Raw genomic sequence first — 23382 nt, 5'->3', positions numbered from 1 at the left:
ATTAACCCTCCTTCTCGATGCGGGTGAGGTTGTCCCGCAGGATCGGGCCATATTCATACTTGCCGGCGCACACATAGGTGCACAGTGCCAGGTCTTCTTCGTCGAGTTCCAGGCAACCCAGTTTCTGAGCCATCTCGGTGTCGCCAACGATCAGATAGCGCAGCAGTTGAGTCGGCAGGATATCCAGCGGCATCACGGCTTCGTAGTTGCCCACCGGCACCATGGCGCGCGGGCTGCCATTGGTGGTGGTGGTGAAGTTGAACAGCTTGGCGCCTGCCAGCTTGGAGACGAAGATGTTCAATACCGAGTGCTTGTTAACGCCGGCACGCAGGTAATGCATCATCTCGCGGTCGTTGCCTTCCACCAGGCAAGACACCTGGTTGTGGTAACGGCCGAGGAAGGCGAAGGCGCCCTGAGCGGTACGACCGCCGAACACCGAGCCGGAAATCACCCGGTTGAAACCTGGCTTGAGCTCACCGGCGGTGAGTTCTTCCAGGTTGGCGCCCAGACGCGTGCGCAGCAGACGCGGCTGCTCGGCAACCGGGCCGCCGAGGGCAACCACGCGCTCGACGAACAGCTGACCGGTGGTGAACAGTTTGCCCACCGCGATCACGTCCTGATAACCGATTTGCCAGACACTCTTGCTGGTGCTGACCGGGTCAAGGAAGTGAATGTGAGTGCCTGGCAGCCCCGCCGGGTGCGGGCCGGCAAAGGCTTCGCTTTGCACCTTGGCAACATGCTCGCCCGGCAGGCTGGCACCTTCGGCCTTGCACAGGAAGACCTTGGCCAGATTGCCCAGTACCTTCAGACCGTTTTCGAAGTCAGCGGCGTATTCACCGATGATCACCGCAGGATCGGCGGCAAGTGGGTGGGTATCGATGGCAGTGACGAAGATCGAACTCGGCACGGCATCCAGCGCCGGCACCTTGCTGAACGGACGGGTACGCAGCGCAGTCCAGAGACCGGACTGCTGCAGGTTCTCGCGAACCTGCTCGTCGCTCAGCGAGTCGAGTTGGTCGGCAGCATACTGGCTGAAGGTTTCCTGCTCGTCGCCTTCGATGTCGATGACAACGGACTGCAGGACACGCTTCTCACCACGATGGATGGCGCTGACCACGCCAGCCGCAGGGGCTGTATAGCGCACGCCGGGTGTCTTCTTGTCGGTAAACAGCAATTGACCGAGTTTGACCCGGTCACCGACCTGCACTTCCATCGTCGGCTTCATCCCGTGATAGTCGAAGCCGATGACGGCGACACTACGTACGGGCCTGGCGGCCTCGATACGCTGTGCCGGCGCACCCGTTATGGGCAAATCAAGCCCATGCTTTAGTTTGATCATAGGTTTGCCTAACCACTGATTTAGAAAGCTTTTTATAGGACAGGCGGCGCTACCGAAGGTCTAATAGACCCGACCACGCCGATACGATATGGGCGTGGAGGAAGGCGCCAAACCTGGGTAAAAAATCCGCTTGATTATAAAGACGCCCCCCGGCACTGACCACCCAAGCGCTTGCTTTTTTTGGCCTTTCGGTAACAGGGCGCAACAAACTCGATGCTGCTCGAGATCAACTCGACAACCTCGCCAGGGCAGATTCCGGGCATAAAAAAAACGGGAGCCGAAGCTCCCGTTCTTTTGCGACCTTGACGCTTAGCGCGGGAAGGCCGGCGGGTTGACCCCAGCCATATCTTCCATCACGCGCACCACCTGGCAGCTGTAACCGAACTCGTTGTCGTACCAGACGTACAGCACAACGCGGTTATCGTTGGCGATGGTGGCTTCGGCATCCACCACGCCGGCATGGCGCGAACCAACGAAGTCGGTCGATACCACTTCCTGCGAGCTGACGAAGTCGATCTGCTTCTGCAGATCCGAGTGCATGGCCATCTGGCGCAGGTACTCGTTGATATCTTCGCGAGTGGTGGCCTTCTCCAGATTCAGATTGAGGATGGCCATGGACACGTTCGGCGTCGGCACACGAATGGCGTTGCCGGTCAGCTTGCCTTTCAGAACCGGCAGCGCCTTGGCCGCAGCGGTAGCAGCGCCGGTTTCGGTGATGACCATGTTCAGCGCGGCACTACGACCACGACGACTGCCTTTGTGGAAGTTGTCGATCAGGTTCTGGTCGTTGGTGTACGAGTGAACGGTCTCGACGTGACCGTTGACGATGCCGTACTGATCATTGACCGCCTTGAGCACCGGAACGATGGCGTTGGTGGTGCAGGAAGCCGCGGAGATGATCTTGTCCTCAGCGGTGATTTCGCTGTGGTTGATGCCGTGCACGATGTTCTTCAGCGCGCCCTTGCCAGGTGCGGTGAGAACGACGCGATCGACGCCCGGGCAAGCCAGGTGCTGACCCAAGCCCTCGGCATCACGCCACACACCGGTGTTGTCAACCAGCAGTGCGTTCTTGATGCCGTACTGGGTGTAGTCGACTTCCTTCGGGTCCTTGGCATAGATCACCTGGATCAGGTTGCCGTTGGCCGTCAGGGTGTTGTTCTCTTCATCAATGGTGATGGTGCCGTTGAACTTGCCGTGTACCGAGTCACGACGGAGCAGGCTGGCACGCTTGACCAGATCGTTGCTGGCGCCTTTACGCACAACGATGGCACGCAGGCGCAGGCCGTCGCCACCACCGGTCTTCTCGATCAGGATGCGCGCCAGCAGGCGGCCGATACGACCGAAGCCATACAGGACCACGTCGGTGCCTTCACGACCGGAACCGTTCTGCTTGCCGACCACCTCGGCCAGCTCGTCCTTGACGAACTGCTCGACGCTACGACCAGCGCCTTCGGCCTTGAACTTGGCAACCAGCTTGCCCAGGTCCACGGAAGCGGCGCCCAGCTTGAGCTCGCTCATGGCCTTGAGCATGGGGAAGGTGTCGTGCACCGACAGTTCAGCCTCATCGGCAAGGCGATGGCGAGCGAAACGGTGAGCCTTGAGGATGTCGATGACCGAACGGTTGATCAGGCCACGGCCATAGATCGAGGTCACCACATTATTGTTGCGATAGAGCTGACCAATCAGCGGAATCATCGCTTCCGCGAGGGCTTCACGATCGATCCATTCACCGAGACACTGGTCGGGCTTCTGAGTCACGGGCAGTACCTTCCACATGTAGGGGCTGAAAAAAGGGGCTACATTATGACGGCGCGCGCAGGCATGAGCAATGCGCGCCTGTCACGACTGACATTGACCACCAAGCCCCGCTACAATTCCCGGCCTTTCGTCACGACCGTGAGCCGCCCGTGTCCGTACTGCGTCTTCCGTCTCTACCGGCCAGCGCCGGCAAACAACAGTGGGGCAACCTGCCCGGCGCCGCCCTGTCCCTGACTATCGCCGAAGCCGCCAGCAATGCCGGCCGCTTCACGCTGGTGCTCACCGAAGGCAGCCAGAGCGCGGAGCGGCTGCAGGAAGAACTGGCGTTCTTCGCCCCCGACCTGCCAGTGCTGCACTTTCCCGACTGGGAAACCCTGCCCTACGATGTCTTCTCGCCGCACCAGGACATCATCTCGCAACGCATCGCAGCACTCTATCGCCTGCCGCAGCTGAGCCGCGGCATCCTCGTAGTGCCGATCACCACCGCCCTACACCGCCTGGCACCGAAGCGCTTCCTGCTGGGTGGCAGCCTGGTGCTGGATGTGGGCCAGAAACTCGATGTGGAGCAAATGCGCGGCCGCTTGGAGGCCGCCGGCTACCGCTGCGTCGATACGGTGTACGAGCACGGCGAGTTCGCCGTGCGCGGCGCATTGATCGATCTGTTCCCGATGGGCAGTGACACGCCCTACCGTATCGACCTGTTCGACGACGAAATCGAAACCCTGCGCACCTTCGACCCCGAGACCCAGCGCTCGGTGGACAAGGTCGAGTCGATCCGCCTGTTGCCGGCACGTGAATTTCCGCTGGAAAAGAAAGCTGTCACCGATTTCCGCGGACGTTTCCGCGAGCGCTTCGACGTGGATTTCCGTCGCTGCCCGATCTATCAGGACCTTTCCACCGGCATCACCCCCGCCGGCATCGAGTACTATCTGCCGCTGTTCTTCGAAGAGACAGACACCCTGTTCGACTATCTGCCAGGCGACACCCAGGTGTTCTCCCTGCCCGGCATCGAAAAGGCTGCCGAGCATTTCTGGACAGATGCGCGGAGCCGCTATGAGGACCGCCGAGTCGACCCGGAGCGCCCACTGCTGCCACCCGCCGACATCTTCCTGCCGGTCGAGGACTGCTTCGCCCGTCTGAAGAGCTGGCCGCGCGTAGTGGTCAATCAGGACGATATCGAGCCCGGCGTCGGCCAGACCCGCTTTGACGCACGCGCCCTGCCCGACCTGGCGATTCAGGCCAAGGCCGGCGAGCCGCTGGCGGCGTTGCGCCGCTTTATCGAAGAATATCCAGGCCGCGTGCTGTTCTGCGCCGAATCAGCCGGGCGCCGCGAAGTGCTGCTGGAACTGCTCGCCCGCCTCAAGCTCAAGCCCCGGGAAGTCGAGGGCTGGCCGGCCTTCGTGGCCAGCCCTGAACGCCTCAACATCTGCATCGCACCACTGGATGAAGGCCTGCTGCTCGACGACCTGGCACTGATTGCCGAGAGCCCGCTGTTCGGCCAGCGCGTCATGCAGCGTCGCCGCCGCGAAAAAGGCCGAGAAGGCGGCGACAACGTGATCAAGAACCTCACCGAGCTGCGCGAAGGCGCACCGGTGGTGCATATCGATCACGGTGTCGGCCGCTACCTGGGCCTGGTGACCATGGAGTTCGACGGCCAGGCCGCCGAATTCCTCGCCCTGCAGTATGCCGACGAAGCCAAGCTTTATGTCCCCGTGGCCAGCCTGCATCTGATCGCCCGCTACACCGGCAGTGACGATGCCCTGGCGCCGCTGCATCGCCTTGGCTCGGAGGTCTGGCAGAAGGCCAAGCGCAAGGCGGCCGAGCAGGTGCGCGATGTTGCCGCCGAGCTGCTCGACATCTACGCCCGCCGGGCTGCTCGTGAAGGTTTCGCCTTCCAGGACCCGGCACTGGACTACGCCACCTTCAGCGCCGGTTTCCCCTTCGAGGAAACCCCGGACCAGCAGGCAGCCATCGATGCCGTGCGCACCGACATGCTGGCCGGCAAGCCGATGGATCGACTGGTCTGCGGCGATGTCGGCTTCGGCAAGACCGAGGTGGCCATGCGCGCCGCTTTCATCGCCGTGCACAGCGGCAAGCAGGTCGCCGTACTGGTGCCCACCACCCTGCTCGCCCAGCAGCACTACAACAGCTTCCGCGACCGCTTCGCCGACTGGCCGGTGAAGGTCGAGGTGATGAGCCGCTTCAAGAGCGCCAAGGAAGTCGGCGAGGCCGTGCAGCAACTGGCCGAAGGCAAGGTGGATATCGTCATCGGCACGCACAAGCTGCTGCAGGACGACGTCAAGTTCCACAACCTGGGCTTGGTGATCATCGACGAGGAACACCGCTTCGGCGTGCGCCAGAAGGAACAGCTCAAGGCCCTGCGCAGCGAGGTCGACATCCTCACCCTGACTGCCACGCCGATCCCGCGCACACTGAACATGGCCGTGGCCGGCATGCGCGACCTGTCGATCATCGCCACGCCACCAGCGCGGCGTCTGTCGGTGCGCACCTTCGTCATGGAAAGCAACAAGCCGACCATCAAGGAAGCGCTACTGCGCGAGCTGCTACGCGGTGGCCAGGTCTACTACCTGCACAACGATGTAAAGACCATCGAGAAATGCGCCAGTGAGCTGGCCGAGCTGGTGCCCGAGGCGCGTATCGGCATCGGTCACGGACAGATGCGCGAACGTGATCTCGAGCAGGTGATGAGCGACTTCTACCACAAGCGCTTCAACGTGCTGGTGGCCTCGACCATCATCGAGACCGGTATCGACGTGCCTAGCGCCAACACCATCATCATCGACCGCGCCGACAAGTTCGGCCTGGCCCAGCTGCACCAGTTGCGCGGCCGTGTCGGTCGTAGCCACCACCAGGCCTACGCCTACCTGCTGACGCCACCGCGCAAGCAGATGACCCCGGATGCGGAAAAACGCCTGGAGGCCATCGCGGGCGCCCAGGATCTCGGCGCCGGCTTCGTCCTCGCCACCCACGACCTGGAAATCCGCGGTGCCGGCGAACTGCTTGGCGACGGCCAAAGCGGGCAGATCCAGGCGGTCGGTTTCACCCTCTACATGGAAATGCTCGAACGTGCGGTCAAAGCCATCCAGAAAGGCGAGCAGCCGAACCTCGACCAGCCATTGGGCGGCGGCCCGGAGATCAACCTGCGTGTACCGGCGCTGATCCCCGAGGACTACCTGCCCGACGTGCACAGCCGCCTGATCCTCTACAAACGCATCGCCAACGCCAGCGACGAGGACGGCCTGAAGGAGCTTCAGGTAGAGATGATCGACCGTTTCGGCCTGCTGCCGGAGCCGACCAAGAACCTCATGCGCCTGACCCTGCTCAAGCTGCAGGCCGACAAGCTCGGCATCAGCAAGGTCGACGCCGGCCCGCAGGGCGGACGAATCGAGTTCGCCGCGGAAACCTGCGTCGACCCGCTGACCCTGATCAAACTGATCCAGGCCCAGCCAAAACGCTACAAGTTCGAAGGCGCCACCGTCTTCAAGATCCAGGTGCCGATGGAGCGCGCGGAAGAACGCTTCAACACCCTGGAAGCCCTGCTCGAGCGCCTCGCGCCCACCACCTGAAGGACTCACACACATGCGCCCATTGCACCTGATCGCCCTGCTGCTCTGCCTGCTGGCACCGAGCGCCTTTGCCGAACGTCTTTATCAGGTCGAATTGCTGGTATTCCGCCAGGCCGGCGAACCCGTCTTCGCCCCCAAGGTGGCACCGGACGACTGGGCGGGCACGGCATTGCCGATCACCGGCAACGAACGACCGACAACGCTCGATGGCGAGGCGGCCAAGCTCAATCCGGGCAGTGGTTATCAGGTATTGCTGCACAAGGCCTGGAGCCAGACCATCGGCAGCTCGCCGAGCCGAGTGGCCGTCAGCAGCGGTGAAGAGCGTTTCGGCCATCACGTGGTCGAAGGCACCCTGAGCTTTACTCAGGAGCGCTTTGCCGACCTGGACCTGGAACTGTGGATCAACCAATTCAGCGGCGACGGCCTGCTCGAGAGCAGCGAGCACATGAAAGTAGCTCAGCGCCTGAAGGACAACAGCCTGACCTACCTGGACCATGGCAGCCTGGGCGCACTGGTACGCATCAGCCCGCTCTGAGCGGAAATCTGATGCCGCCAGCCTTTCGTAGGGGCCTCGCCCCAGAGCGAAGTTTTTCAAGTGCGCTCCGCCCTGATTCGCGGCGGCGCGCCGCGCCTACGGATTCGGCACGTCGACGCCTGACTGACGGGCATTGACCGCTGTCTTTACAGAGAAGCTAGTTACTCAGCACGCGTGCCAACACCGCCTTGACCGTCCCCATGCCCTGCTCGATCACTCGCTCGATCTCGGCCATGGTGATCAAGGCGCTGGATTTCCCCGCCGCCGGATTCACCACCAGCGCCAGGCAGGCGTAGGGCAGCGCCAATTCGCGCGCCAATACCGCCTCGGGCATACCGGTCATGCCTACCAGGTCGCAGCCATCTCGCTCCATGCGGGCGATTTCCGCCGCCGTTTCCAGTCGTGGCCCCTGAGTACAGCCATAGATTCCGTGATCGCTGAATGCCGCATTTTCGGCCCGCAGCGCCGCCACCAACCCCTCGCGCAGTTGCCTGTCGTACGGCTGGCTGAAATCGACGTGGGTCACGTGCTCCAGATCGCCTTCGTAAAAGGTGTGCGCACGCCCTGAGGTGTAATCGATGATCTGATGTGGCACGCAGAAATGCCCAGTGCCCATGGCAGCATGAATCCCTCCCACCGCATTGACCGCGACAATGGCCTTGGCGCCGGCCTGCTTGAGCGCCCAGAGGTTGGCCCGGTAGTTCACCTGATGCGGTGGAATCCGGTGCGGCTGACCGTGGCGGGCGAGAAACAGCACTTCGCGCCCGGCGTAACTGCCCCGCAGGATATCGGCGGAGGGCGCCCCGTAAGGGGTATCCAGCGGCAGCGCTTCGTGAATCGTCAACCCTTCCAACTGGGTCAGGCCGGTGCCGCCGATAATGGCGTAGACAGTCATAGGCAGGTCCTCAGTCGAGCAACTGGGCAGCTCTCAGGGCCGCCACAGCGGTAAGCCAGCGTGGCGCCTGGCGGTATTCGGTAGTGGCGTGACCACGGCCACGCATGCGCTCGAGGTGCGCAGGCGGTGTCACTCGCAGACGTTGCAAGGCACTGAGCGCCAGCTCGGCCGAAGCGCGGTCATTGCACACCAGGCCCATATCGCAGCCCGCAGCCAGTGCCGCCTCGATACGCTTGCCGGCATCGCCGACCACATGGGCACCGGCCATGGACAGGTCGTCGCTGAAAATCACACCCTCGAAGCCCAACTCGCCGCGCAAGATGTCCTGCAGCCAGCGACGGGAGAAGCCAGCCGGGTGCTCGTCAACCTGAGAATAGATGACATGCGCCGGCATCACTGCATCGAGCTCGTGGACCAGACGCTTGAACGGCTGCATGTCGCAAGCGCGGATGTCATCAAGACTGCGCTCGTCGAGCGGGATGGCGACATGAGAGTCCGCCTCGGCCCAGCCGTGCCCGGGGAAGTGTTTTCCGGTAGCAGCCATCCCCGCCTGATGCATGCCGCGGATGAAAGCGGCCGCCAGCGTGGTGGCCCGCTGCGGATCACCCTCGAAGGCGCGACTGCCAACCACCGCACTGCGCTGGTGGTCGAGATCCAGTACCGGCGCGAAACTCAGATCCAGGCCAACCGCCAACACCTCGGTCGCCATCAGCCAGCCGCAATGCTCGGCCAACTCCTCGGCATTGTCGTTGTCGGCGATGGCGCGCATCGCCGGCAGACGCAGAAAGCCCTGGCGCAGCCGCTGTACCCGGCCACCTTCCTGATCCACCGCCAGCAGCAGATCCGGGCGCAGGGCACGGATACTCTGGCATAGCTCGCGAACCTGGCGCGGCGATTCGATATTGCGGGCAAAAATGATCAGACCACCCACTTCGGGCTGGCGCAGCATCTGGCGATCCTCGGCGGTCAACCAGGTGCCAGCGATGTCCATCATCAAAGAGCCTTGCATGAGAATATTTCCTTACGTGAAGTCTTGGTCTGCAGCCCACTGCGGGTAAGGCGCCTCATCGATACGTACCTTGCAGTGCGGCGGTACACGCTCGAAAAGCGCCAGCATGTCGGCGTTACGCAAACGAATGCAGCCATGGGACAACGGCGCACCCATGGGCTCCGTATCCGGTGTGCCATGCAGATAGATGTAACGGCGAAAGGTATCGACCTCGCCCAGGCGATTGCGCCCCGGCTCAAGGCCGCTTAGCCAGAGAATACGGGTAAGAATCCAGTCGCGGCCAGGAAACTGCTTGTGCAGCTCAGGTGACCATACCTCCCCTGTCCAGCGACGACCGCGCAATACCGCGGCCAGAGGCAAACCTGCGCCGATCTTCGCGCGTACCTGATGCAGCCCACGCGGCGTACAGCCTGAACCGTTAAGTTCACCCACCCCATTGAACGCCGTGGAGACAGGCAAGCTCAGCAGCAGCCGCCCAGCACGAAAGCCGTAAAGCGCCTGGTCGGCAATGGAGATATGGAGTAAATCGAGATCGGACATGGGCCGCTAGCTTAGCAGGCCGCAGGGCGAAGCCAAGCCCACCTGCCGTCAGGTCAAACCTTGGGCGCGGCGCTCGGTGTCTTGCTGCGCGGTTTGAGTTGCGCGCCAGCCAAGGCGGGGTCGGCAACCCCGGTCTCAGAACGCATGCCTGCAGCCAGGAACGGCACCATCATGCGCATCACCTGCTCGATCGACGTGTTGACGCCGAAATCGGTCTCAGCCATCGCCCGCAGCGCCTTGATACCGGACATGCTGAACGCCGCGGCGCCAAGCATGAAATGCACACGCCAGAATAGCTCCAGCGGTGGAATACGCGGCGCAGCCTCATGCACCAACAGCATGTAACGGCGGAACACCTTGCCGTAGACCTCTTCCAGGTACTTGCGCAGGTGTCCCTGGCTCTGGCTGAAGGCCAAACCGAGCAGGCGCATGAAAATGGACAAGTCATTGCCGCTGCGCGGCTTAACGGCCAGGGCCTGCTCGACCAGAAGCTCGAGCAACTCCTCCAGGGAAGCCTGGGTTTCGGACTTGGCCTGACGGCGATCGAGTTCCTTTTCCAGGCTGGCACAGAAAGGCCCCAGGAAACGCGAGAAGACCGCCTGAATCAGCGCCTTCTTCGAACCGAAGTGGTAATTGACGGCAGCCAGGTTGACCCCGGCCTTGCTGGTGATAAGACGCAGCGATGTCTCGGCGAAGCCTTTTTCCGCGAACAGCTGTTCCGCAGCATCGAGAATGCGTTCAACGGTTTCCGACTGAGCCATGAGTTATCACCTGACAAACACTTGTTTGAAACATACGTTTCATCCCACTGAATTGTCAAGCCGCATGAGCCGTCTTTTGGCCGGCTGGTCACAGCTTACAACAAGCAGAGACGCAGATTACTCGGCATGGGTAACAAGCCGGACGGCAGTCATCCAAAAAATGGACATTGCCAAGACTCGCTTACTGTATATAATCCCAGTCACTGTATAAAAAGACAGAGCCCAGCCATGCTGAAACTGACGCCACGCCAAGCCGAGATTCTCGCCTTCATCAAACGCTGCCTGGAAGACAACGGCTACCCACCCACCCGCGCGGAAATCGCTCAGGAACTGGGGTTCAAATCGCCCAACGCCGCAGAAGAGCACCTCAAGGCCCTCGCCCGCAAGGGGGCCATCGAGATGACTCCAGGCGCTTCACGCGGCATTCGCATTCCCGGCTTCGAGGCAGGTGCCGCGAACGAGGATGCAGGCCTCCCGGTAATCGGTCGCGTCGCCGCCGGCGCACCGATCCTTGCACAGCAACATGTCGAGGAATCCTGCCAGATCAATCCGGCGTTCTTTCAGCCCAAGGCCGACTATCTACTGCGTGTACGCGGCATGAGCATGAAAGACATCGGCATCTTCGATGGCGATCTGCTCGCCGTGCACACCACCCGTGAAGCCCGCAATGGCCAGATTGTCGTCGCCCGTATCGACGATGAAGTGACGGTCAAACGCTTCAAGCGCGAGGGCAACAAGGTCTGGCTGATTGCCGAGAATCCTGAGTTTGCCCCGATCGAAGTGGATCTGGAACACCAGGATCTGGTCATCGAAGGTTTGAGCGTCGGTGTAATCCGCCGCTGAGGAGACACCATGTACGTGCAGCAGTCGTTCGAGCGCCCACAACTTCCCCTTTTCGACGCCTTTCTTGCCGGAACGTCGAGTGAGCCACGGTTAGCGACCAATGACATCTCTCGTAGCGAGGATGATCAGGCGTTCAGCGAACTGGCCCTGCGTGGCGCTGCCGGTCACTGCCTGCACTTGCTGGCACCGATTCTACGCGAGCTGAGCGAGAACCAGGATGCGCGCTGGCTGACCCTGGTGGCACCGCCAGCCAGCCTTACGCAAAGTTGGCTGCGCGAAGCTGGCCTGAACCGTGAGCGTATTCTCCTGCTGCATCCACGGCAGGGGCAGAATGCCCTGGCACTGGCGGAAGAAGCCCTGAAGCTCGGGCGCAGCCATACCGTGATCAGCTGGCTACACCCAGTCGAGAACAGCACCCGTCAGCGCCTTGCGCAGGCCGCCAATGCTGGCGGGGCACAAAGCCTGAATATCAGCCTGGGTTAAAGATTCACAAACGCAAACGGGGCTCCATTGGAGCCCCGTTTGCGTTAAGCCGCAGCGGCTTCAGTGCAAAACGCGCGAGCCTTCTTCTTCGCCACTGAAATCGCCTTCAGCCATTCGGCCAGCCATCTGCACGCCGACATTGAGCATGGCCTTGGCCACCTCGATGTGCTGCCCCTGCAGAAAAGCCTTGGCATCAGCGGAGAAGTCCAGAGTCACCAGCGCCTCTTCATCCTCTGCGCGACGCAGGGCAATACGCCCATCGGGCAGTTCGACGATTTCCAGGAAGGATGTTGGCATGGCTCAGTCTCTGTGCAAAAACGCGACATTGTAGCAGTCAGTCGGGGTCATCCCCAGCCCACTGGTCCAGTTAAACCCAATCAGCACTCGCTGAGGCCTTCGCGGAAACGCAGCACCAGCGCCTTGAGTTGCTGACGCCAGGCATCGACATCATCGAGGCTCAGCTCGGCCGGCTCTTCGCCAACGCTGACAGCAGTAATCAGCGGCATGGACGGATCGACCTTGGCCTTGCGCTCCTCACGCGGCGGCTGGAACAGCGCAGCATAGGCCGCCAGCAACTCGGCCAGCCAGGTTTCGCGCTGCTGCGCCAATTCGACCAACTCGGCCAGCTCAGGGCTGGGCGAACCGTCAAGCACCACCTGCTGCACGAAGGCCTCGACACGCGAAGGCGTAGCGTCGTTCATGCGGTAATAGCCGGCAATCTCATGACACAGCCCGAGCAGTCCACCGTACAGGTGAAACAGCGCGGCTTCTCGCTCGGCCTGCACCAGCGCCTGCACATTGAACGCGGACGACGCTTCGGCCTTGCGCCAGTTATCCAGGGCAATACCGGCGAAGAAAATCTTCTGGTTGGTACGGGTATAGATTTCTTTGGCCATTACGGCGACCTCCACAGCAGATCGGGTCATGATACGCGCGTCTGCCCTGCCTGACGCGCATCTCGTCAGGCATTCAGGGCGCCGCTGTTACGGCGCCAGGCCGACGCGCAGCACATCTCAACCAGGCGCTACTAGCGCTTGTCCTCGACCTTCCACTTGCCGCCATCGTAGAACGCGCGCCAGCCGGTGGGTTTGCCATCGACCTCGGACTGCACGTATTGCTCCTTGGTCTTGCGGCTGTAGCGAATCACCGCAGGGCGACCATCCGGATCCTTCTGCGGGGCATCGCAGAGGAAGTGGTACTTGGGGTCGATCTCATGCTTGTGTGGGACGATCTCCAGCACCAGCGGCGCACGCGTCTCTCGGTTCTTCGGGAACTGGCTGGCAGCGAGGAACAGGCCCGATGCGCCGTCGCGCAGCACGTAGGTGTCGTCCACCTTCTCGCACTTGAGCTCGGGCATATCCACCTTGTCCATCTTCGGCGGCGCCGCTTCACCGTTCTTGAGCAACTTGCGGGTGTTCTTGCAGCTGGCATTGGTACAGCCGAAGAACTTGCCGAAACGGCCGGTCTTGAGCTGCATCTCGCTGCCGCACTTGTCGCATTCCAGGCTCGGGCCTTCATAGCCCTTGATGCGGTACTGGCCCTGCTCGATCTCGTAGCCACTACAATCGGGGTTGTTGCCACAGATATGCAGCTTGCGGGTCTCGTCCAGCAGGTAGGCATCCATGGCGGTGGAGCAGATCGGGCAGCGATGCTTGCCGAGCAGCACGCGGGATTCGGACTCGCCCTCGTCATCGGCTGCGATCTCATCGCCCGGCACCAGGTTGATGGTGGCCTTGCAGCGCTCCTTCGGTGGCAGCGCATAGCCCGAGCAACCGAGGAACACACCAGTGGAGGCGGTGCGGATCATCATTGGCCGGCCGCACTCGCGGCAGGGAATATCGGTCAGCGTCGGCTGGTTGGCACGCATGCCGCCCTCGCCCGCTTCGGCCACTTCGAGCTTCTTCTTGAAATCACCGTAGAACTCGTCGAGCAGGTGCTTCCACTCGCGCTCACCCTGGGCCACATCGTCGAGATGTTCTTCCATGGTGGCGGTAAAGCCGTAATCCATCAGGTTGGCGAAGCTCTCATCGAGACGCTCGGTGACGATGTCACCCATCTTCTCGGCATAGAAGCGACGGTTGTGCACCGTGACGTAGCCGCGATCCTGGATGGTGGAAATGATCGCCGCGTAGGTGGACGGGCGGCCGATGCCGCGCTTTTCCAGCTCCTTGACCAGGCTGGCTTCGGAGTAGCGCGCCGGCGGCTTGGTGAAGTGCTGGCTGGGGTCGAGCTGAATCAGCTTGAGGCCCTCGCCTTCCTTCATTTCCGGCAGGACGTCGTCCTCGCCCGGCTTGCTCTGCTGCGGCAGCACACGGGTGTAACCGTCGAACTTGAGGATGCGACCCTTGGCGCGCAGCTCGAAATCGCCAGCAGCCACTGTGACGCTGGTGGACAGGTACTCGGCCGGCGGCATCTGGCAGGCAACGAACTGACGCCAGATCAGGTCGTACAGGCGCTCGGCATCACGCTCCATGCCGGACAGCTGGGTCGGGCGCAGATTGACGTCGGACGGACGAATCGCTTCGTGCGCCTCCTGGGCGCCTTCCTTGCTCGAATACAGGTTGGGCTTGCCCGGCAGGTACTTGTCGCCGTACTCGCTGCCGATGAAACCGCGCACCATCTCTACCGCGTCATTCGACAGGTTGGTCGAGTCGGTACGCATATAGGTGATGTAGCCAGCTTCGTACAAACGCTGAGCCATCATCATGGTTTTCTTCACCCCGAAGCCCAGGCGGTTGCTCGCCGCCTGCTGCAGGGTGGAGGTAATGAAGGGCGCCGACGGCTTGCTGCTGGTCGGGCGGTCTTCGCGCTTGACCACGCTGTAGCTGGAAGCCTTGAGCTTCTCCAGCGCGGCCATGGCCTGCGCTTCATTGACCGGTTTGAAGGCTGCGCCACTTTCGCGCACCACCTCGAAACGCACCTTGGCGTTCTTCGCGGTGCCGAGGTCGGCGTGCACTTCCCAGTACTCTTCCGGGACGAAGGCGCGAATCTCTTTCTCGCGCGCCACGACCAGCTTCACGGCCACCGACTGCACACGACCGGCAGACAGGCCACGAGCGATCTTGGCCCACAGCAGCGGCGAGACCATGTAGCCCACCACGCGGTCGAGGAAGCGCCGCGCCTGCTGGGCGTTGACGCGGTTGATGTCCAGCTCGCCCGGCTTGGAGAAGGCTTCCTGAATCGCCTTCTTGGTGATCTCGTTGAACACCACACGCTTGTAGCGGCTGTCATCACCACCGATGGATTCGCGCAGGTGCCAGGCAATAGCCTCCCCTTCGCGATCCAAGTCGGTTGCGAGATAGATGGTGTCGGCATCCTTGGCCAGGCGGCGCAGTTCTTCGATCACCTTTTCCTTGCCAGGCAGGATCTCGTACTTGGCTTTCCAGCCGTGCTCGGGGTCAACCCCCATACGGCTGAACAGCTGGCGTTTGGCCTTTTCCTTGGGCGACAGCGCAGGCGCTTCACCAGCAGCAGCCTTGCCGCGCTTGGCAGGCTCCTTGGTGGCACTTGCCGAGCCGCTGGTAGGCAGGTCACGGATGTGGCCGATGCTCGACTTCACCACGTACTGGCTGCCCAGGTACTTGTTGATGGTCTTGGCCTTGGCCGGGGATTCCACGATGACCAGCGATTTGCCCATGGATCAGAAAATTCCTGAATTGCGAAATATAGAAGGCACGAAGCCGAGAGTGTCAAAGCAGCGAGCGAAGGTCAGGCAAGGCGAAAACAGTCGAAAAAGCGCGGTGTACGAGCTGTACATGAGCATTTTGAGGCTGGTTTCAACGCAGCATGGCCGAGAGCAGCACTTTGTAGACGCCCTCTAAGGCCCCGCTATATATAGTGGTGACCAAGCGAAGGTCAAGCGCAGGGAGCTGCGCAGTCAGACTTGCGAAGCGCCGATGGGGCTGACTTCGGCCTGAATCAAAGCAAAGCGTGGAACGCGCTCGCCGTCCACTTCGATCTCTTCACAGAACATGCTCAGCGGCCTTACCCACAAGCCAAACTCGCCGTATAGCGCCTGGTAGACGACCACCTCCTCCTCGCTCTCGGAATGGCGTGCCACACCGAATACACGGTACTGCGGGCCTTTGTAGTGACGATAGAGTCCTGGCTGCAACTGCATGAGCGGTTCCCGAAATAAAAAGCCGTAAAAAGCAAAACCGGGGCACAGGGCCCCGGTTTCTGTCCGCTAACGCTTAAACGCGCTCGAAGACGGTGGTGATGCCTTGGCCAAGGCCCACGCACATGGTGGAGACACCCAAGGTGCCGCCGTTCTGTTTCATGACGTTGAGCAGGGTACCGGAGATACGGGCACCGGAACAACCGAAGGGGTGACCCAGGGCGATCGCGCCGCCGTGCAGGTTGACCTTCTCTTCCATCTTGTCGAGCAGCTTCAGATCCTTGAGCACAGGCAGGGCCTGGGCGGCGAAGGCTTCGTTGAGCTCGACGAAATCGATGTCAGCCATGCTCAGACCAGCACGCTTGAGCGCCTTCTGAGTGGACGGCACCGGGCCGTAACCCATGATCGCCGGATCGACACCGGCAACGGCCATGGCACGGACCACGGCCATCGGCTGGATACCCAGATCCTGGGCGCGCTGGGCGCTCATGACGATCATGCAGGAGGCGCCGTCGGTGATCTGCGAGGACGTACCTGCAGTCACGGTGCCGCCTTTCGGGTTGAACGCAGGTTTCAGCGCAGCCAGGCTCTCGAGGGTGGTTTCCGGACGAATGGTTTCGTCGAAGTCATACACCTTGAGGAAGCCGTTCTCGTCGTAGCCTTGCATCGGGATGATTTCATCCTTGAACTTGCCTTCGACGGTGGCCTTGTGCGCCAGACGGTGCGAGCGCTCACCGAAGGCGTCCTGCGCCTCACGGCTGATGCCATGCATCTTGCCCAGCATTTCTGCGGTCAGGCCCATCATGCCAGACGCCTTGGCGGCGTACAGCGACAGGTGCGGGTTCGGGTCGACGCCATGCATCATGCCGACGTGGCCCATGTGCTCCACACCGCCGACGACGAACACATCGCCGTTGCCGGTCTGGATCGCCTGCACGGCGGTGTGCAGGGCGCTCATCGACGAGCCGCACAGGCGGCTGACGGTCTGGCCGGCACTGGTGTGCGGGATCTGGGTCATCAGCGACGCCATGCGCGCGATGTTCCAACCCTGCTCCAGGGTCTGGTTGACGCAGCCCCAGATCACATCCTCGACTTCAGCCGGGTCGATCTTGGCGTTGCGCTCCAGCACTTTGCTGATCAGGTGCGCGGACATGGTCTCGGCGCGCGTATTGCGGTGCATGCCGCCCTTGGAACGCCCCATCGGGGTACGACCGAAGTCGACGATCACTGCATCTCTAGGATTCAGGCTCATATTTCTACTCTCGCTCTGTTCGCTGCACGATTAACCGAAGAACTTCTGGCCCTTGGCGGCCATTTCGCGAAGTTTTGCGGTCGGGTGGTACAGGGCGCCCAGCTCGGCATACTTGTCAGCCAGGGCGACGAATTCAGCAACACCGATGGAATCGATGTAGCGCAGCGCACCGCCACGGAAGGGAGGGAAGCCGATACCGTAGATCAGGCCCATGTCGGCCTCGGCTGCGGTGTCGACGATGCCGTCTTCCAGGCAACGAACGGTTTCCATGCACAGCGGGATCATCATGAAGTTGATGATGTCCTCGTCGGTGACTTCGCGCTCTTCGACCACGATGGACTTGAGCAACTCGTAAGCAGCCGGGTCGGTGACCTTCTTCGGCTTGCCGCGCTTGTCGGTCTCGTAGGCATAGAAGCCCTTGCCGTTCTTCTGACCCAGGCGATTGGCGTCGTACATCACGTCGACGGCAGTCTTGCCTTCGACAGCCATACGATCCGGGAAGCCTTCAGCCATCACATCACGGCCGTGGTGGCCAGTGTCGATGCCGACCACGTCGGAGAGGTAAGCCGGGCCCATGGGCCAGCCGAACTTCTCCATCACCTTGTCGATACGCACGAAGTCGACGCCGAAGCCCAGCAGCTTGGAGAAGCCGCCGAAGTACGGGAACAGTACGCGGTTGACCAAAAAGCCGGGGCAATCGTTGACCACGATCGGGTTCTTGCCCATCTTCTTGGCGTAGGCAACGGTGGTGGCCACGGCCACTTCGCTGGACTTCTCGCCACGGATGACTTCCACCAGCGGCATCATGTGCACCGGGTTGAAGAAGTGCATGCCGACGAAGTTTTCCGGACGCTTGAGCGCCTGGGCCAGCAGGGAAATGGAGATGGTCGAGGTGTTGGAGGCCAGGATGGCGTCTTCACGCACCACGCCTTCCACTTCGGCCAGCACGATCTGCTTGACCTTGGGGTTCTCGACCACGGCTTCGACGACGATGTCGACGTTGCCGAAATCGCCGTAGGACATGGTCGGACGGATGGCGTTGAGCGCTTCGGCCATCTTCGCCGGGGTCATGCGGCCCTTCTCGACGCGCTTGCCGAGCAGCTTGGAGGCCTCGGTCAGACCCATCTGGATACCCTCTTCGCGGATATCCTTCATCAGGATCGGGGTGCCCTTGGAGGCCGACTGGTAGGCGATGCCGCCACCCATGATGCCGGCGCCGAGTACGGCGGCCAGCTTCACGTCGCGAGCGATCTCGTCGTGGTGCTTGGCTTTCTTCTTCAGCTCCTGGTCATTGAGGAACAGACCGATCAGGCTCTCGGCAACCGAGGTCTTGGCCAGCTTGACGAAGCCGGTGGCCTCGACTTCCAGCGCCTTGTCACGGCCGAAGTTGGCGGCTTTCTGAATAGTCTTGATCGCTTCGACCGGAGCCGGGTAGTTCGGGCCGGCCTGGCCAGCGACGAAGCCCTTGGCGGTCTCGAAGCACATCATCTGCTCGATGGCGTTGAGCTTGAGCTTTTCCAGCTTGGGCTGACGCTTGGCCTTGTAGTCCAGCTCGCCGGAGATGGCGCGCTTGACCAGATCCAGTGCAGCAGCCTGCAGCTTGTCTGCAGTGACCACGGCATCGACAGCGCCCACTTTCAGAGCTTCATCGGCACGGTTTTCCTTGCCCGAAGCGATCCACTCCACGGCGTTATCGGTACCGATAACGCGCGGCAGGCGCACGGTACCGCCGAAGCCCGGGTAGATGCCCAGTTTGACTTCCGGCAGGCCGATCTTGGCGCTGTCGCTCATTACGCGATAGTCAGCGGCCAGGCACATCTCGAAACCGCCACCCAGGGCGATGCCGTTGATGGCGACGACGGTCGGCACGGCGAGGTCTTCGAAATCACTGAAGATCTTGTTGGCTTCCAGGTTGCCAGCCACCAGCTCTGCGTCGGGCAGTTTGAAGTTGTCGACGAACTCGGTGATATCGGCGCCGACGATGAACACGTCCTTGCCACTGGTGACAATCACGCCCTTGATCGAACCGTCAGCCTTGATCGCGTCGACGGAGGCGCGCAGCTCGTTGAGGGTAAGACGGTTGAATTTGTTGACGGACTCACCCTTGAGGTCGAACTTCAATTCGACGATGCCGCTCTCAAGAGCCTTAACCGTGATGGCTTTACCTTCGTAAATCATCAACTGATCTCCACGGTATGGAAGCTGAACAGTACACATCGGAGCCAACCTGCAGGCCAGCCCGCGGCAGCGCCGCACGAGCATAGCCCCAATCGGTACGACACACCCACCGACGCGATATTCGGGCTGCATATGGCGCGCCTAACAAGGCAAACGCTCAATTCATACGCCCGTTTGATTTGGGTGTGCACACCTTCAGGGAAAAGCCTGCACTTGTCAATTGGCCTCTTTTCGTCGATTTCCCGACGTTTTCTGCAGGCCTGGTCATTCGTGGCCTCCAGCCGGTTCCGATAAACAGCGTCAATAATGCATCATTGCGAGGGTTTTCCTGCTTGGTATAGACACGCCAAGGCGCCTAGCCAAATCGCCCCGCTGCGGGTACAGTCGTCTCACTTTCAGCTGGCACAGCGCCACCTGAGGGCAATACAAAAACAAATCGAGCCCCACGATGGGCCACACGGAGTCGCCAATGTCGAGCCGCCGTTCGCTTGCATTTCCCCTGAGCGCCCTGCTCCTTTTCGTCTTCACGTCGCTCTCCTCCACCTTGCTCAGCGCCGCACCAGCCAATGATCTGCTGCGCCTGCACCAACTGCGCCTGGCAACCCAGAAAAGTCTGGGCGACTTCTACATGTATAACGGCATGGAAGGCGATCAGCGCTATGCGCGCATGATTGGCGAGTCCCTGCAGGAAGGCCAATCGCACCTGGACGGCCTGGGCGAAATGCCCGGCGATGCAAGCAAGGCGCTACGCGCGCAGCTGCAAACCAATTGGCAAAGTTACCGCAGCGGGCTCCAGGCACTGATGGAAGCCATGCGCAGCCAGGGTTTCACCGACCTGCAACCCGTCGCCGATCTGGCCGAGAACAACCAACGCATCATGGCCATTAGTCAGGAGCTGTATCAGAAGATTCAGCAAGAAAGCGGTTTCAGCGTACCGCAGCTGACGCAGAAGAGCCGCGAGCAGAGCCTGCTGATGCAGAATATCGCTCTGGACTACGCTTCACGCAGTGCCTCGGTCGGCGCCAGCTTCTTCGGCGGCGGCGAAGAACGCGCCATCGACGAGCTTGCCGGTGAATTCGCCAGCAAGCTGAACAATCTCAGCGCCGCCCAGCAGAACACCCCGGAGATCAACGCGGCCCTGAACTCCATCGGCACCAAATGGCGTTACATCGAGAAATCCCTGCGCAACTACAACGAAAACACCGTACCTTTCCTGATCAGCAAGTATTCCGACAGCATCATCGAAGGCCTGGAAGCCGTTGCCGCCCAGTACGCCACCAGCCAACACTGATGCCCCATGTTTCCGGCCTGCCTGGCCCAACTCTTGCCCGGTGCTCGCACCGGGCTTTTCTTTGCCTTTTTCACGACCAGTCGCCCTATCCCACACAATGGGGCCATACTTGAGACAGAGCCATTTGCCCCCCTTAAGGAGGAGTTCACCATGCCCTACCAGCACATTCTGGTCGCCGTCGACCTGACCGAGGAATGCGACCCTGTCGTGACACGTGCGCAGAAGCTGGCGAAGGCCAGTGGCGCCAAGATGTCTCTGGTGCATATCGTCGAACCCATGGCCATGGCCTTTGGTGGTGACGTGCCGATGGATCTGTCGATGCTGCAGCAACAACAGTTCGAGCAGGCACGCGATCGCCTGGACAGCTTTACCGGCAAGTACCCGGAACTCACCGCTGATCAGCGTCACCTGGCCTACGGGCAACCACGCCAGGAGATCCACCGCCTGGCCGAAGAACAGGGTTGCGATCTGATCGTGGTCGGCAGCCATGGCCGCCACGGCCTGGCGCTGTTGCTGGGCTCGACTGCCAATGACGTACTGCACGGCGCGCCCTGCGATGTACTCGCAGTGCGCCTGAAGAAAGGCGAAAAAGGCGCTTGAGATCGCGTCGCGGCTGAAGCCCCCCCACAGTAGACGCATTGGCTCCGCCCGTGGGAGGCACTTCAGCGGCGAGCTTTTTGGCTTCGGCCTTAGAGGGTGTTTACAAGATAGGCGAACGAAGGCAAGACAAGGCGAAAACGATCGAGAAAGCGGAGTTTACGTGCTGTAAATGAGCATTTCGAGATCGTTTTCAACGCTGTAGCGCCGCGCGAAAAAACTGGCGCGAATGCGCGATAAATGAGGCGCGGAGATAGTTTCACATGCGGCAAAGGAATTTCACAAAATGCCCAGCGCCGCATCCGTTAGCTCAGCAATCTGAGCGTCGGAAAGCGCCGCCCCGTAGAACTGGACTTCATCTAGCCCGCAAGGGAGCGGATAGGCATCCGCACCGAAACGTGAGAAGCCAAGCCGGGTGGTGCCAGTAAAACTGCCCCACCGCCCGGTTGTGTTCCCTTGCGCCGCGCCGTTAACAAAGAGATGCCGCCCTGCTGCGCTCTGCCGCAGGTAGACGACCACAGCCGATCCATATGACCAACTCGATGGAGACGCAAAAAGCTGGCTGGTACCAGAGGCCATAACACGAAAGCCGAAGGTACCGCCGGACCTATCGATAACATCAAGCTCAGGGCAGCCGGTGCCATTGGCGCCCAACTGAAGCAAGACCCCAAGAGCGGTCTGCGGCGGTACCGAAGTTGGCCTGACGATTACTCCAAAAGTCCAATCACCACCAGACGCAACTGGGGCAGATGACAGCACCAGAGGTGTCAGCGTCGGCGGCAAGACGATGCCCTTATCATCATCACCAACCAGCAGCCCTGCGGATGTCAACGATTCGGCGCTGACCGCATATGACGCATTTCGATTGTTGCCAGAGCTGTCATATGCAACGGCGCCGGTAGTCTCATTGAGCCTGAGCCAGCACGCAGGAGCCAAACTCGAAACCAAGGGGCCGAATGGTCCCACGGCTGGCGGAAGAACCTCAAAAGAAAGCTCATCACTAAGCGCGCTCGAAGCGCCGCGCACCAAAGCGACCCTGTAGAAATAAGTCTCACCGTCCACCGCACTGAGGTCGTCGTAGCTAGCCTGATTGGCAGCCAGTACGGCTAGTGGGACAGGCAGCGCCTCAGGGTCGATCGGGGTGGAGCTGCGATAAACGACGTTGTTATCACCAACGCTGTTGTTATGCCAAGTCAGCCGCACACCCATCTTAGGACTCCAAATACGTGGCGCTGAGGCTGGAGGGAGCCACCAGCGGCTGCAGCAGAGTGAACTGATGGCTATGTCGCTGGAAACTCTCCAGGCCACCCCGCACAGACCAAAGCTCAACGCGCACTTGCCCCTCATATAGGGGAGAGAGAGTGCTAGATGTGCCGCTGATCGCAGTCTGACTGGCGAGTACCGCCCCGGTGTCAACACGCACTATGCGTGCGCTGTAGGTGGTCCCAGCCTCTGGGCCGATGTTTCCGATGCTTGTATCAATTAATTGATCAGCTTGCGTGAGCCTGTCTCTATGGGACCAGGTCAATGTAATGCCACCTTCAATCACGCTAGGCGCGCTCTGTCCGTTGACCTTGAACTGACCCGGAGGATAAGGGCGCGCCTGCCGAGCAATAAGCGCAAGCGTGTCGGTACCGGCCAACTCGGGAGCCAACGTTCCCGAGCTGGTGACGGTGCGTAGCCGCACCTGGACGCTCACCCCGGAGGAGTACTCGGTGGGGTCTTCGCCCACATAGTCTTCAAAGAACCATACCCGCGCCCCGGCGCTGTGGGCAGCCGGTACGGTATCCACACAGCCGCGGGCGATAGTCACGCTGAGCGTTTCGAGATTGATCGCGTCGACCCGCACAATCTCATTGTCGATCAACGCTGCGCTGCCCACCTCAACCAGGTCCAGGCTGTTAGGGGCGCCGAGCTGGATGCTGGTTGCCGTGGAAGAGATGCCTGCGACCAGCAACCCGGTTGGGCAAAAGTCCCCTGGGCCCACACGAACATATGCAGCCGAACCCACGCGCGACTCGACCGCAAAACCCAGCGACAAGGCTGTTGGCTTAATGGCCAGGGCGGCGATAAAGGCCGTGGTCTGATCCACCAGGTTGAGGTTGGCCGCGTCGATGGTCTGCACCAGGTCACGCCAGGTGACCTCTGTCAGCCTGCGAATGGCAACCGGCGCCGGGGCAGTATCCGGCGGTACCCA

Annotated in this window: 19 protein-coding genes and 1 pseudogene; 6 read left to right on the top strand and 14 right to left on the bottom strand. The window is 61.3% G+C overall.

Going from position 1 to position 23382, the window contains the following annotated elements; translation table 11 throughout:
* Position 1: 1 nt before the first annotated feature.
* Both BM186_RS06270 and BM186_RS06265 read right to left on the bottom strand, forming a co-directional pair.
* Positions 2–1339: a Na(+)-translocating NADH-quinone reductase subunit A gene (locus tag BM186_RS06270; RefSeq protein WP_074913957.1), complete on the bottom strand. Its 1338-nt coding sequence runs from the start codon at positions 1337–1339 to the stop codon at positions 2–4.
* Positions 1340–1648: 309 nt separating this feature from the next.
* On the bottom strand, positions 1649–3115 hold the full coding sequence (locus BM186_RS06265; protein ID WP_074913955.1) for a glyceraldehyde-3-phosphate dehydrogenase: 1467 nt from the start codon (positions 3113–3115) through the stop codon (positions 1649–1651).
* A gap of 131 nt (positions 3116–3246) precedes the next feature.
* Between BM186_RS06265 and mfd the strand changes: the two genes are divergently transcribed.
* Both mfd and BM186_RS06255 read left to right on the top strand, forming a co-directional pair.
* Positions 3247–6684 (top strand): transcription-repair coupling factor, encoded by a 3438-nt coding sequence (gene mfd / locus BM186_RS06260; protein ID WP_074913953.1) that lies wholly within the window; start codon positions 3247–3249, stop codon positions 6682–6684.
* 13 nt (positions 6685–6697) lie between these two features.
* Positions 6698–7219: a peptidoglycan binding protein CsiV gene (locus tag BM186_RS06255; RefSeq protein ID WP_059391813.1), complete on the top strand. Its 522-nt coding sequence runs from the start codon at positions 6698–6700 to the stop codon at positions 7217–7219.
* A gap of 157 nt (positions 7220–7376) precedes the next feature.
* On the opposite strand, the gene BM186_RS06250 is transcribed toward BM186_RS06255, so the two are convergent.
* From BM186_RS06250 to BM186_RS06235, 4 genes are read right to left on the bottom strand one after another with little or no spacing between them, the layout of a single operon-like run.
* Complete coding sequence (locus BM186_RS06250; protein ID WP_074913951.1) at positions 7377–8114, bottom strand: S-methyl-5'-thioinosine phosphorylase; 738 nt, start codon at positions 8112–8114, stop codon at positions 7377–7379.
* Between the two features lie 10 nt (positions 8115–8124).
* The gene (nagZ, locus tag BM186_RS06245; RefSeq protein WP_074913950.1) at positions 8125–9123 is read right to left on the bottom strand and encodes a beta-N-acetylhexosaminidase; all 999 of its coding nucleotides are present in this window, start codon (positions 9121–9123) and stop codon (positions 8125–8127) included.
* 12 nt (positions 9124–9135) lie between these two features.
* Entirely contained in the window at positions 9136–9663 is a 528-nt protein-coding gene (locus BM186_RS06240) for a L,D-transpeptidase (protein WP_074913949.1), read from the bottom strand.
* A 53-nt stretch (positions 9664–9716) separates the two neighbouring features.
* A complete protein-coding gene (locus BM186_RS06235; protein WP_017677644.1) occupies positions 9717–10424 on the bottom strand; it encodes a TetR/AcrR family transcriptional regulator in 708 nt (235 codons plus the stop codon).
* Positions 10425–10652: 228 nt separating this feature from the next.
* Between BM186_RS06235 and lexA the strand changes: the two genes are divergently transcribed.
* Both lexA and sulA read left to right on the top strand, forming a co-directional pair.
* Positions 10653–11267 carry a transcriptional repressor LexA gene (lexA, locus tag BM186_RS06230; RefSeq protein ID WP_021488554.1) on the top strand — a complete coding sequence of 205 codons (615 nt, stop codon included), beginning with the start codon at positions 10653–10655 and terminating at the stop codon, positions 11265–11267.
* Positions 11268–11276: 9 nt separating this feature from the next.
* Complete coding sequence (gene sulA, locus BM186_RS06225) at positions 11277–11750, top strand: SOS-induced cell division inhibitor SulA (RefSeq protein ID WP_059391816.1); 474 nt, start codon at positions 11277–11279, stop codon at positions 11748–11750.
* A 60-nt stretch (positions 11751–11810) separates the two neighbouring features.
* Here sulA and BM186_RS06220 read toward each other — a convergent pair whose 3' ends face one another.
* The 6 genes from BM186_RS06220 to fadB all read right to left on the bottom strand — a co-directional run bounded on the left by BM186_RS06220 (position 11811) and on the right by fadB (position 19297).
* Positions 11811–12047 (bottom strand): hypothetical protein, encoded by a 237-nt coding sequence (locus tag BM186_RS06220; RefSeq protein ID WP_003462072.1) that lies wholly within the window; start codon positions 12045–12047, stop codon positions 11811–11813.
* An 80-nt stretch (positions 12048–12127) separates the two neighbouring features.
* Positions 12128–12646, bottom strand: coding sequence for a DUF6586 family protein (locus tag BM186_RS06215; protein ID WP_072425955.1), 519 nt, complete (start codon positions 12644–12646; stop codon positions 12128–12130).
* A gap of 131 nt (positions 12647–12777) precedes the next feature.
* Positions 12778–15387 (bottom strand): type I DNA topoisomerase, encoded by a 2610-nt coding sequence (gene topA, locus BM186_RS06210; RefSeq protein WP_074913948.1) that lies wholly within the window; start codon positions 15385–15387, stop codon positions 12778–12780.
* A 240-nt stretch (positions 15388–15627) separates the two neighbouring features.
* Complete coding sequence (locus BM186_RS06200; RefSeq protein ID WP_017677650.1) at positions 15628–15870, bottom strand: DUF1653 domain-containing protein; 243 nt, start codon at positions 15868–15870, stop codon at positions 15628–15630.
* A gap of 73 nt (positions 15871–15943) precedes the next feature.
* A complete protein-coding gene (gene fadA, locus BM186_RS06195; protein ID WP_045734553.1) occupies positions 15944–17119 on the bottom strand; it encodes an acetyl-CoA C-acyltransferase FadA in 1176 nt (391 codons plus the stop codon).
* A gap of 30 nt (positions 17120–17149) precedes the next feature.
* Positions 17150–19297 (bottom strand): fatty acid oxidation complex subunit alpha FadB, encoded by a 2148-nt coding sequence (gene fadB / locus BM186_RS06190; RefSeq protein ID WP_074913947.1) that lies wholly within the window; start codon positions 19295–19297, stop codon positions 17150–17152.
* 469 nt (positions 19298–19766) lie between these two features.
* On the opposite strand from fadB, the gene BM186_RS06180 reads away from it, so the two are divergent.
* Positions 19767–20588 (top strand): hypothetical protein, encoded by an 822-nt coding sequence (locus BM186_RS06180; RefSeq protein WP_074913946.1) that lies wholly within the window; start codon positions 19767–19769, stop codon positions 20586–20588.
* Between the two features lie 150 nt (positions 20589–20738).
* Positions 20739–21188: a universal stress protein gene (locus tag BM186_RS06175; protein WP_074913944.1), complete on the top strand. Its 450-nt coding sequence runs from the start codon at positions 20739–20741 to the stop codon at positions 21186–21188.
* Between the two features lie 276 nt (positions 21189–21464).
* Here the strand turns inward: BM186_RS06175 and BM186_RS06170 are convergent, their stop codons facing one another.
* Both BM186_RS06170 and BM186_RS26575 read right to left on the bottom strand, forming a co-directional pair.
* On the bottom strand, positions 21465–22394 hold the full coding sequence (locus BM186_RS06170) for a LamG-like jellyroll fold domain-containing protein (RefSeq protein WP_074913943.1): 930 nt from the start codon (positions 22392–22394) through the stop codon (positions 21465–21467).
* Position 22395: 1 nt separating this feature from the next.
* Positions 22396–23382: pseudogene (locus BM186_RS26575) on the bottom strand (hypothetical protein); the annotation flags it as partial.

The organism is Ectopseudomonas toyotomiensis, assembly GCF_900115695.1.
GTDB lineage: Bacteria > Pseudomonadota > Gammaproteobacteria > Pseudomonadales > Pseudomonadaceae > Aquipseudomonas > Aquipseudomonas toyotomiensis.
This window is presented reverse-complemented; position numbering and strand designations above follow the sequence as displayed.

Coding starts and splice junctions, on each gene's coding strand:
- BM186_RS06270 (WP_074913957.1), bottom strand. CDS start 1,339: ATGATCAAACTAAAGCATGGGCTTGATTTGCCCATAACGGGTGCGCCG.
- BM186_RS06265 (WP_074913955.1), bottom strand. CDS start 3,115: ATGTGGAAGGTACTGCCCGTGACTCAGAAGCCCGACCAGTGTCTCGGT.
- BM186_RS06255 (WP_059391813.1), top strand. CDS start 6,698: ATGCGCCCATTGCACCTGATCGCCCTGCTGCTCTGCCTGCTGGCACCG.
- BM186_RS06250 (WP_074913951.1), bottom strand. CDS start 8,114: ATGACTGTCTACGCCATTATCGGCGGCACCGGCCTGACCCAGTTGGAA.
- nagZ (WP_074913950.1), bottom strand. CDS start 9,123: ATGCAAGGCTCTTTGATGATGGACATCGCTGGCACCTGGTTGACCGCC.
- BM186_RS06240 (WP_074913949.1), bottom strand. CDS start 9,663: ATGTCCGATCTCGATTTACTCCATATCTCCATTGCCGACCAGGCGCTT.
- BM186_RS06235 (WP_017677644.1), bottom strand. CDS start 10,424: ATGGCTCAGTCGGAAACCGTTGAACGCATTCTCGATGCTGCGGAACAG.
- lexA (WP_021488554.1), top strand. CDS start 10,653: ATGCTGAAACTGACGCCACGCCAAGCCGAGATTCTCGCCTTCATCAAA.
- sulA (WP_059391816.1), top strand. CDS start 11,277: ATGTACGTGCAGCAGTCGTTCGAGCGCCCACAACTTCCCCTTTTCGAC.
- BM186_RS06220 (WP_003462072.1), bottom strand. CDS start 12,047: ATGCCAACATCCTTCCTGGAAATCGTCGAACTGCCCGATGGGCGTATT.
- BM186_RS06215 (WP_072425955.1), bottom strand. CDS start 12,646: ATGGCCAAAGAAATCTATACCCGTACCAACCAGAAGATTTTCTTCGCC.
- topA (WP_074913948.1), bottom strand. CDS start 15,387: ATGGGCAAATCGCTGGTCATCGTGGAATCCCCGGCCAAGGCCAAGACC.
- BM186_RS06200 (WP_017677650.1), bottom strand. CDS start 15,870: ATGCAGTTGCAGCCAGGACTCTATCGTCACTACAAAGGCCCGCAGTAC.
- fadA (WP_045734553.1), bottom strand. CDS start 17,119: ATGAGCCTGAATCCTAGAGATGCAGTGATCGTCGACTTCGGTCGTACC.
- fadB (WP_074913947.1), bottom strand. CDS start 19,297: ATGATTTACGAAGGTAAAGCCATCACGGTTAAGGCTCTTGAGAGCGGC.
- BM186_RS06180 (WP_074913946.1), top strand. CDS start 19,767: ATGTCGAGCCGCCGTTCGCTTGCATTTCCCCTGAGCGCCCTGCTCCTT.
- BM186_RS06175 (WP_074913944.1), top strand. CDS start 20,739: ATGCCCTACCAGCACATTCTGGTCGCCGTCGACCTGACCGAGGAATGC.
- BM186_RS06170 (WP_074913943.1), bottom strand. CDS start 22,394: ATGGGTGTGCGGCTGACTTGGCATAACAACAGCGTTGGTGATAACAAC.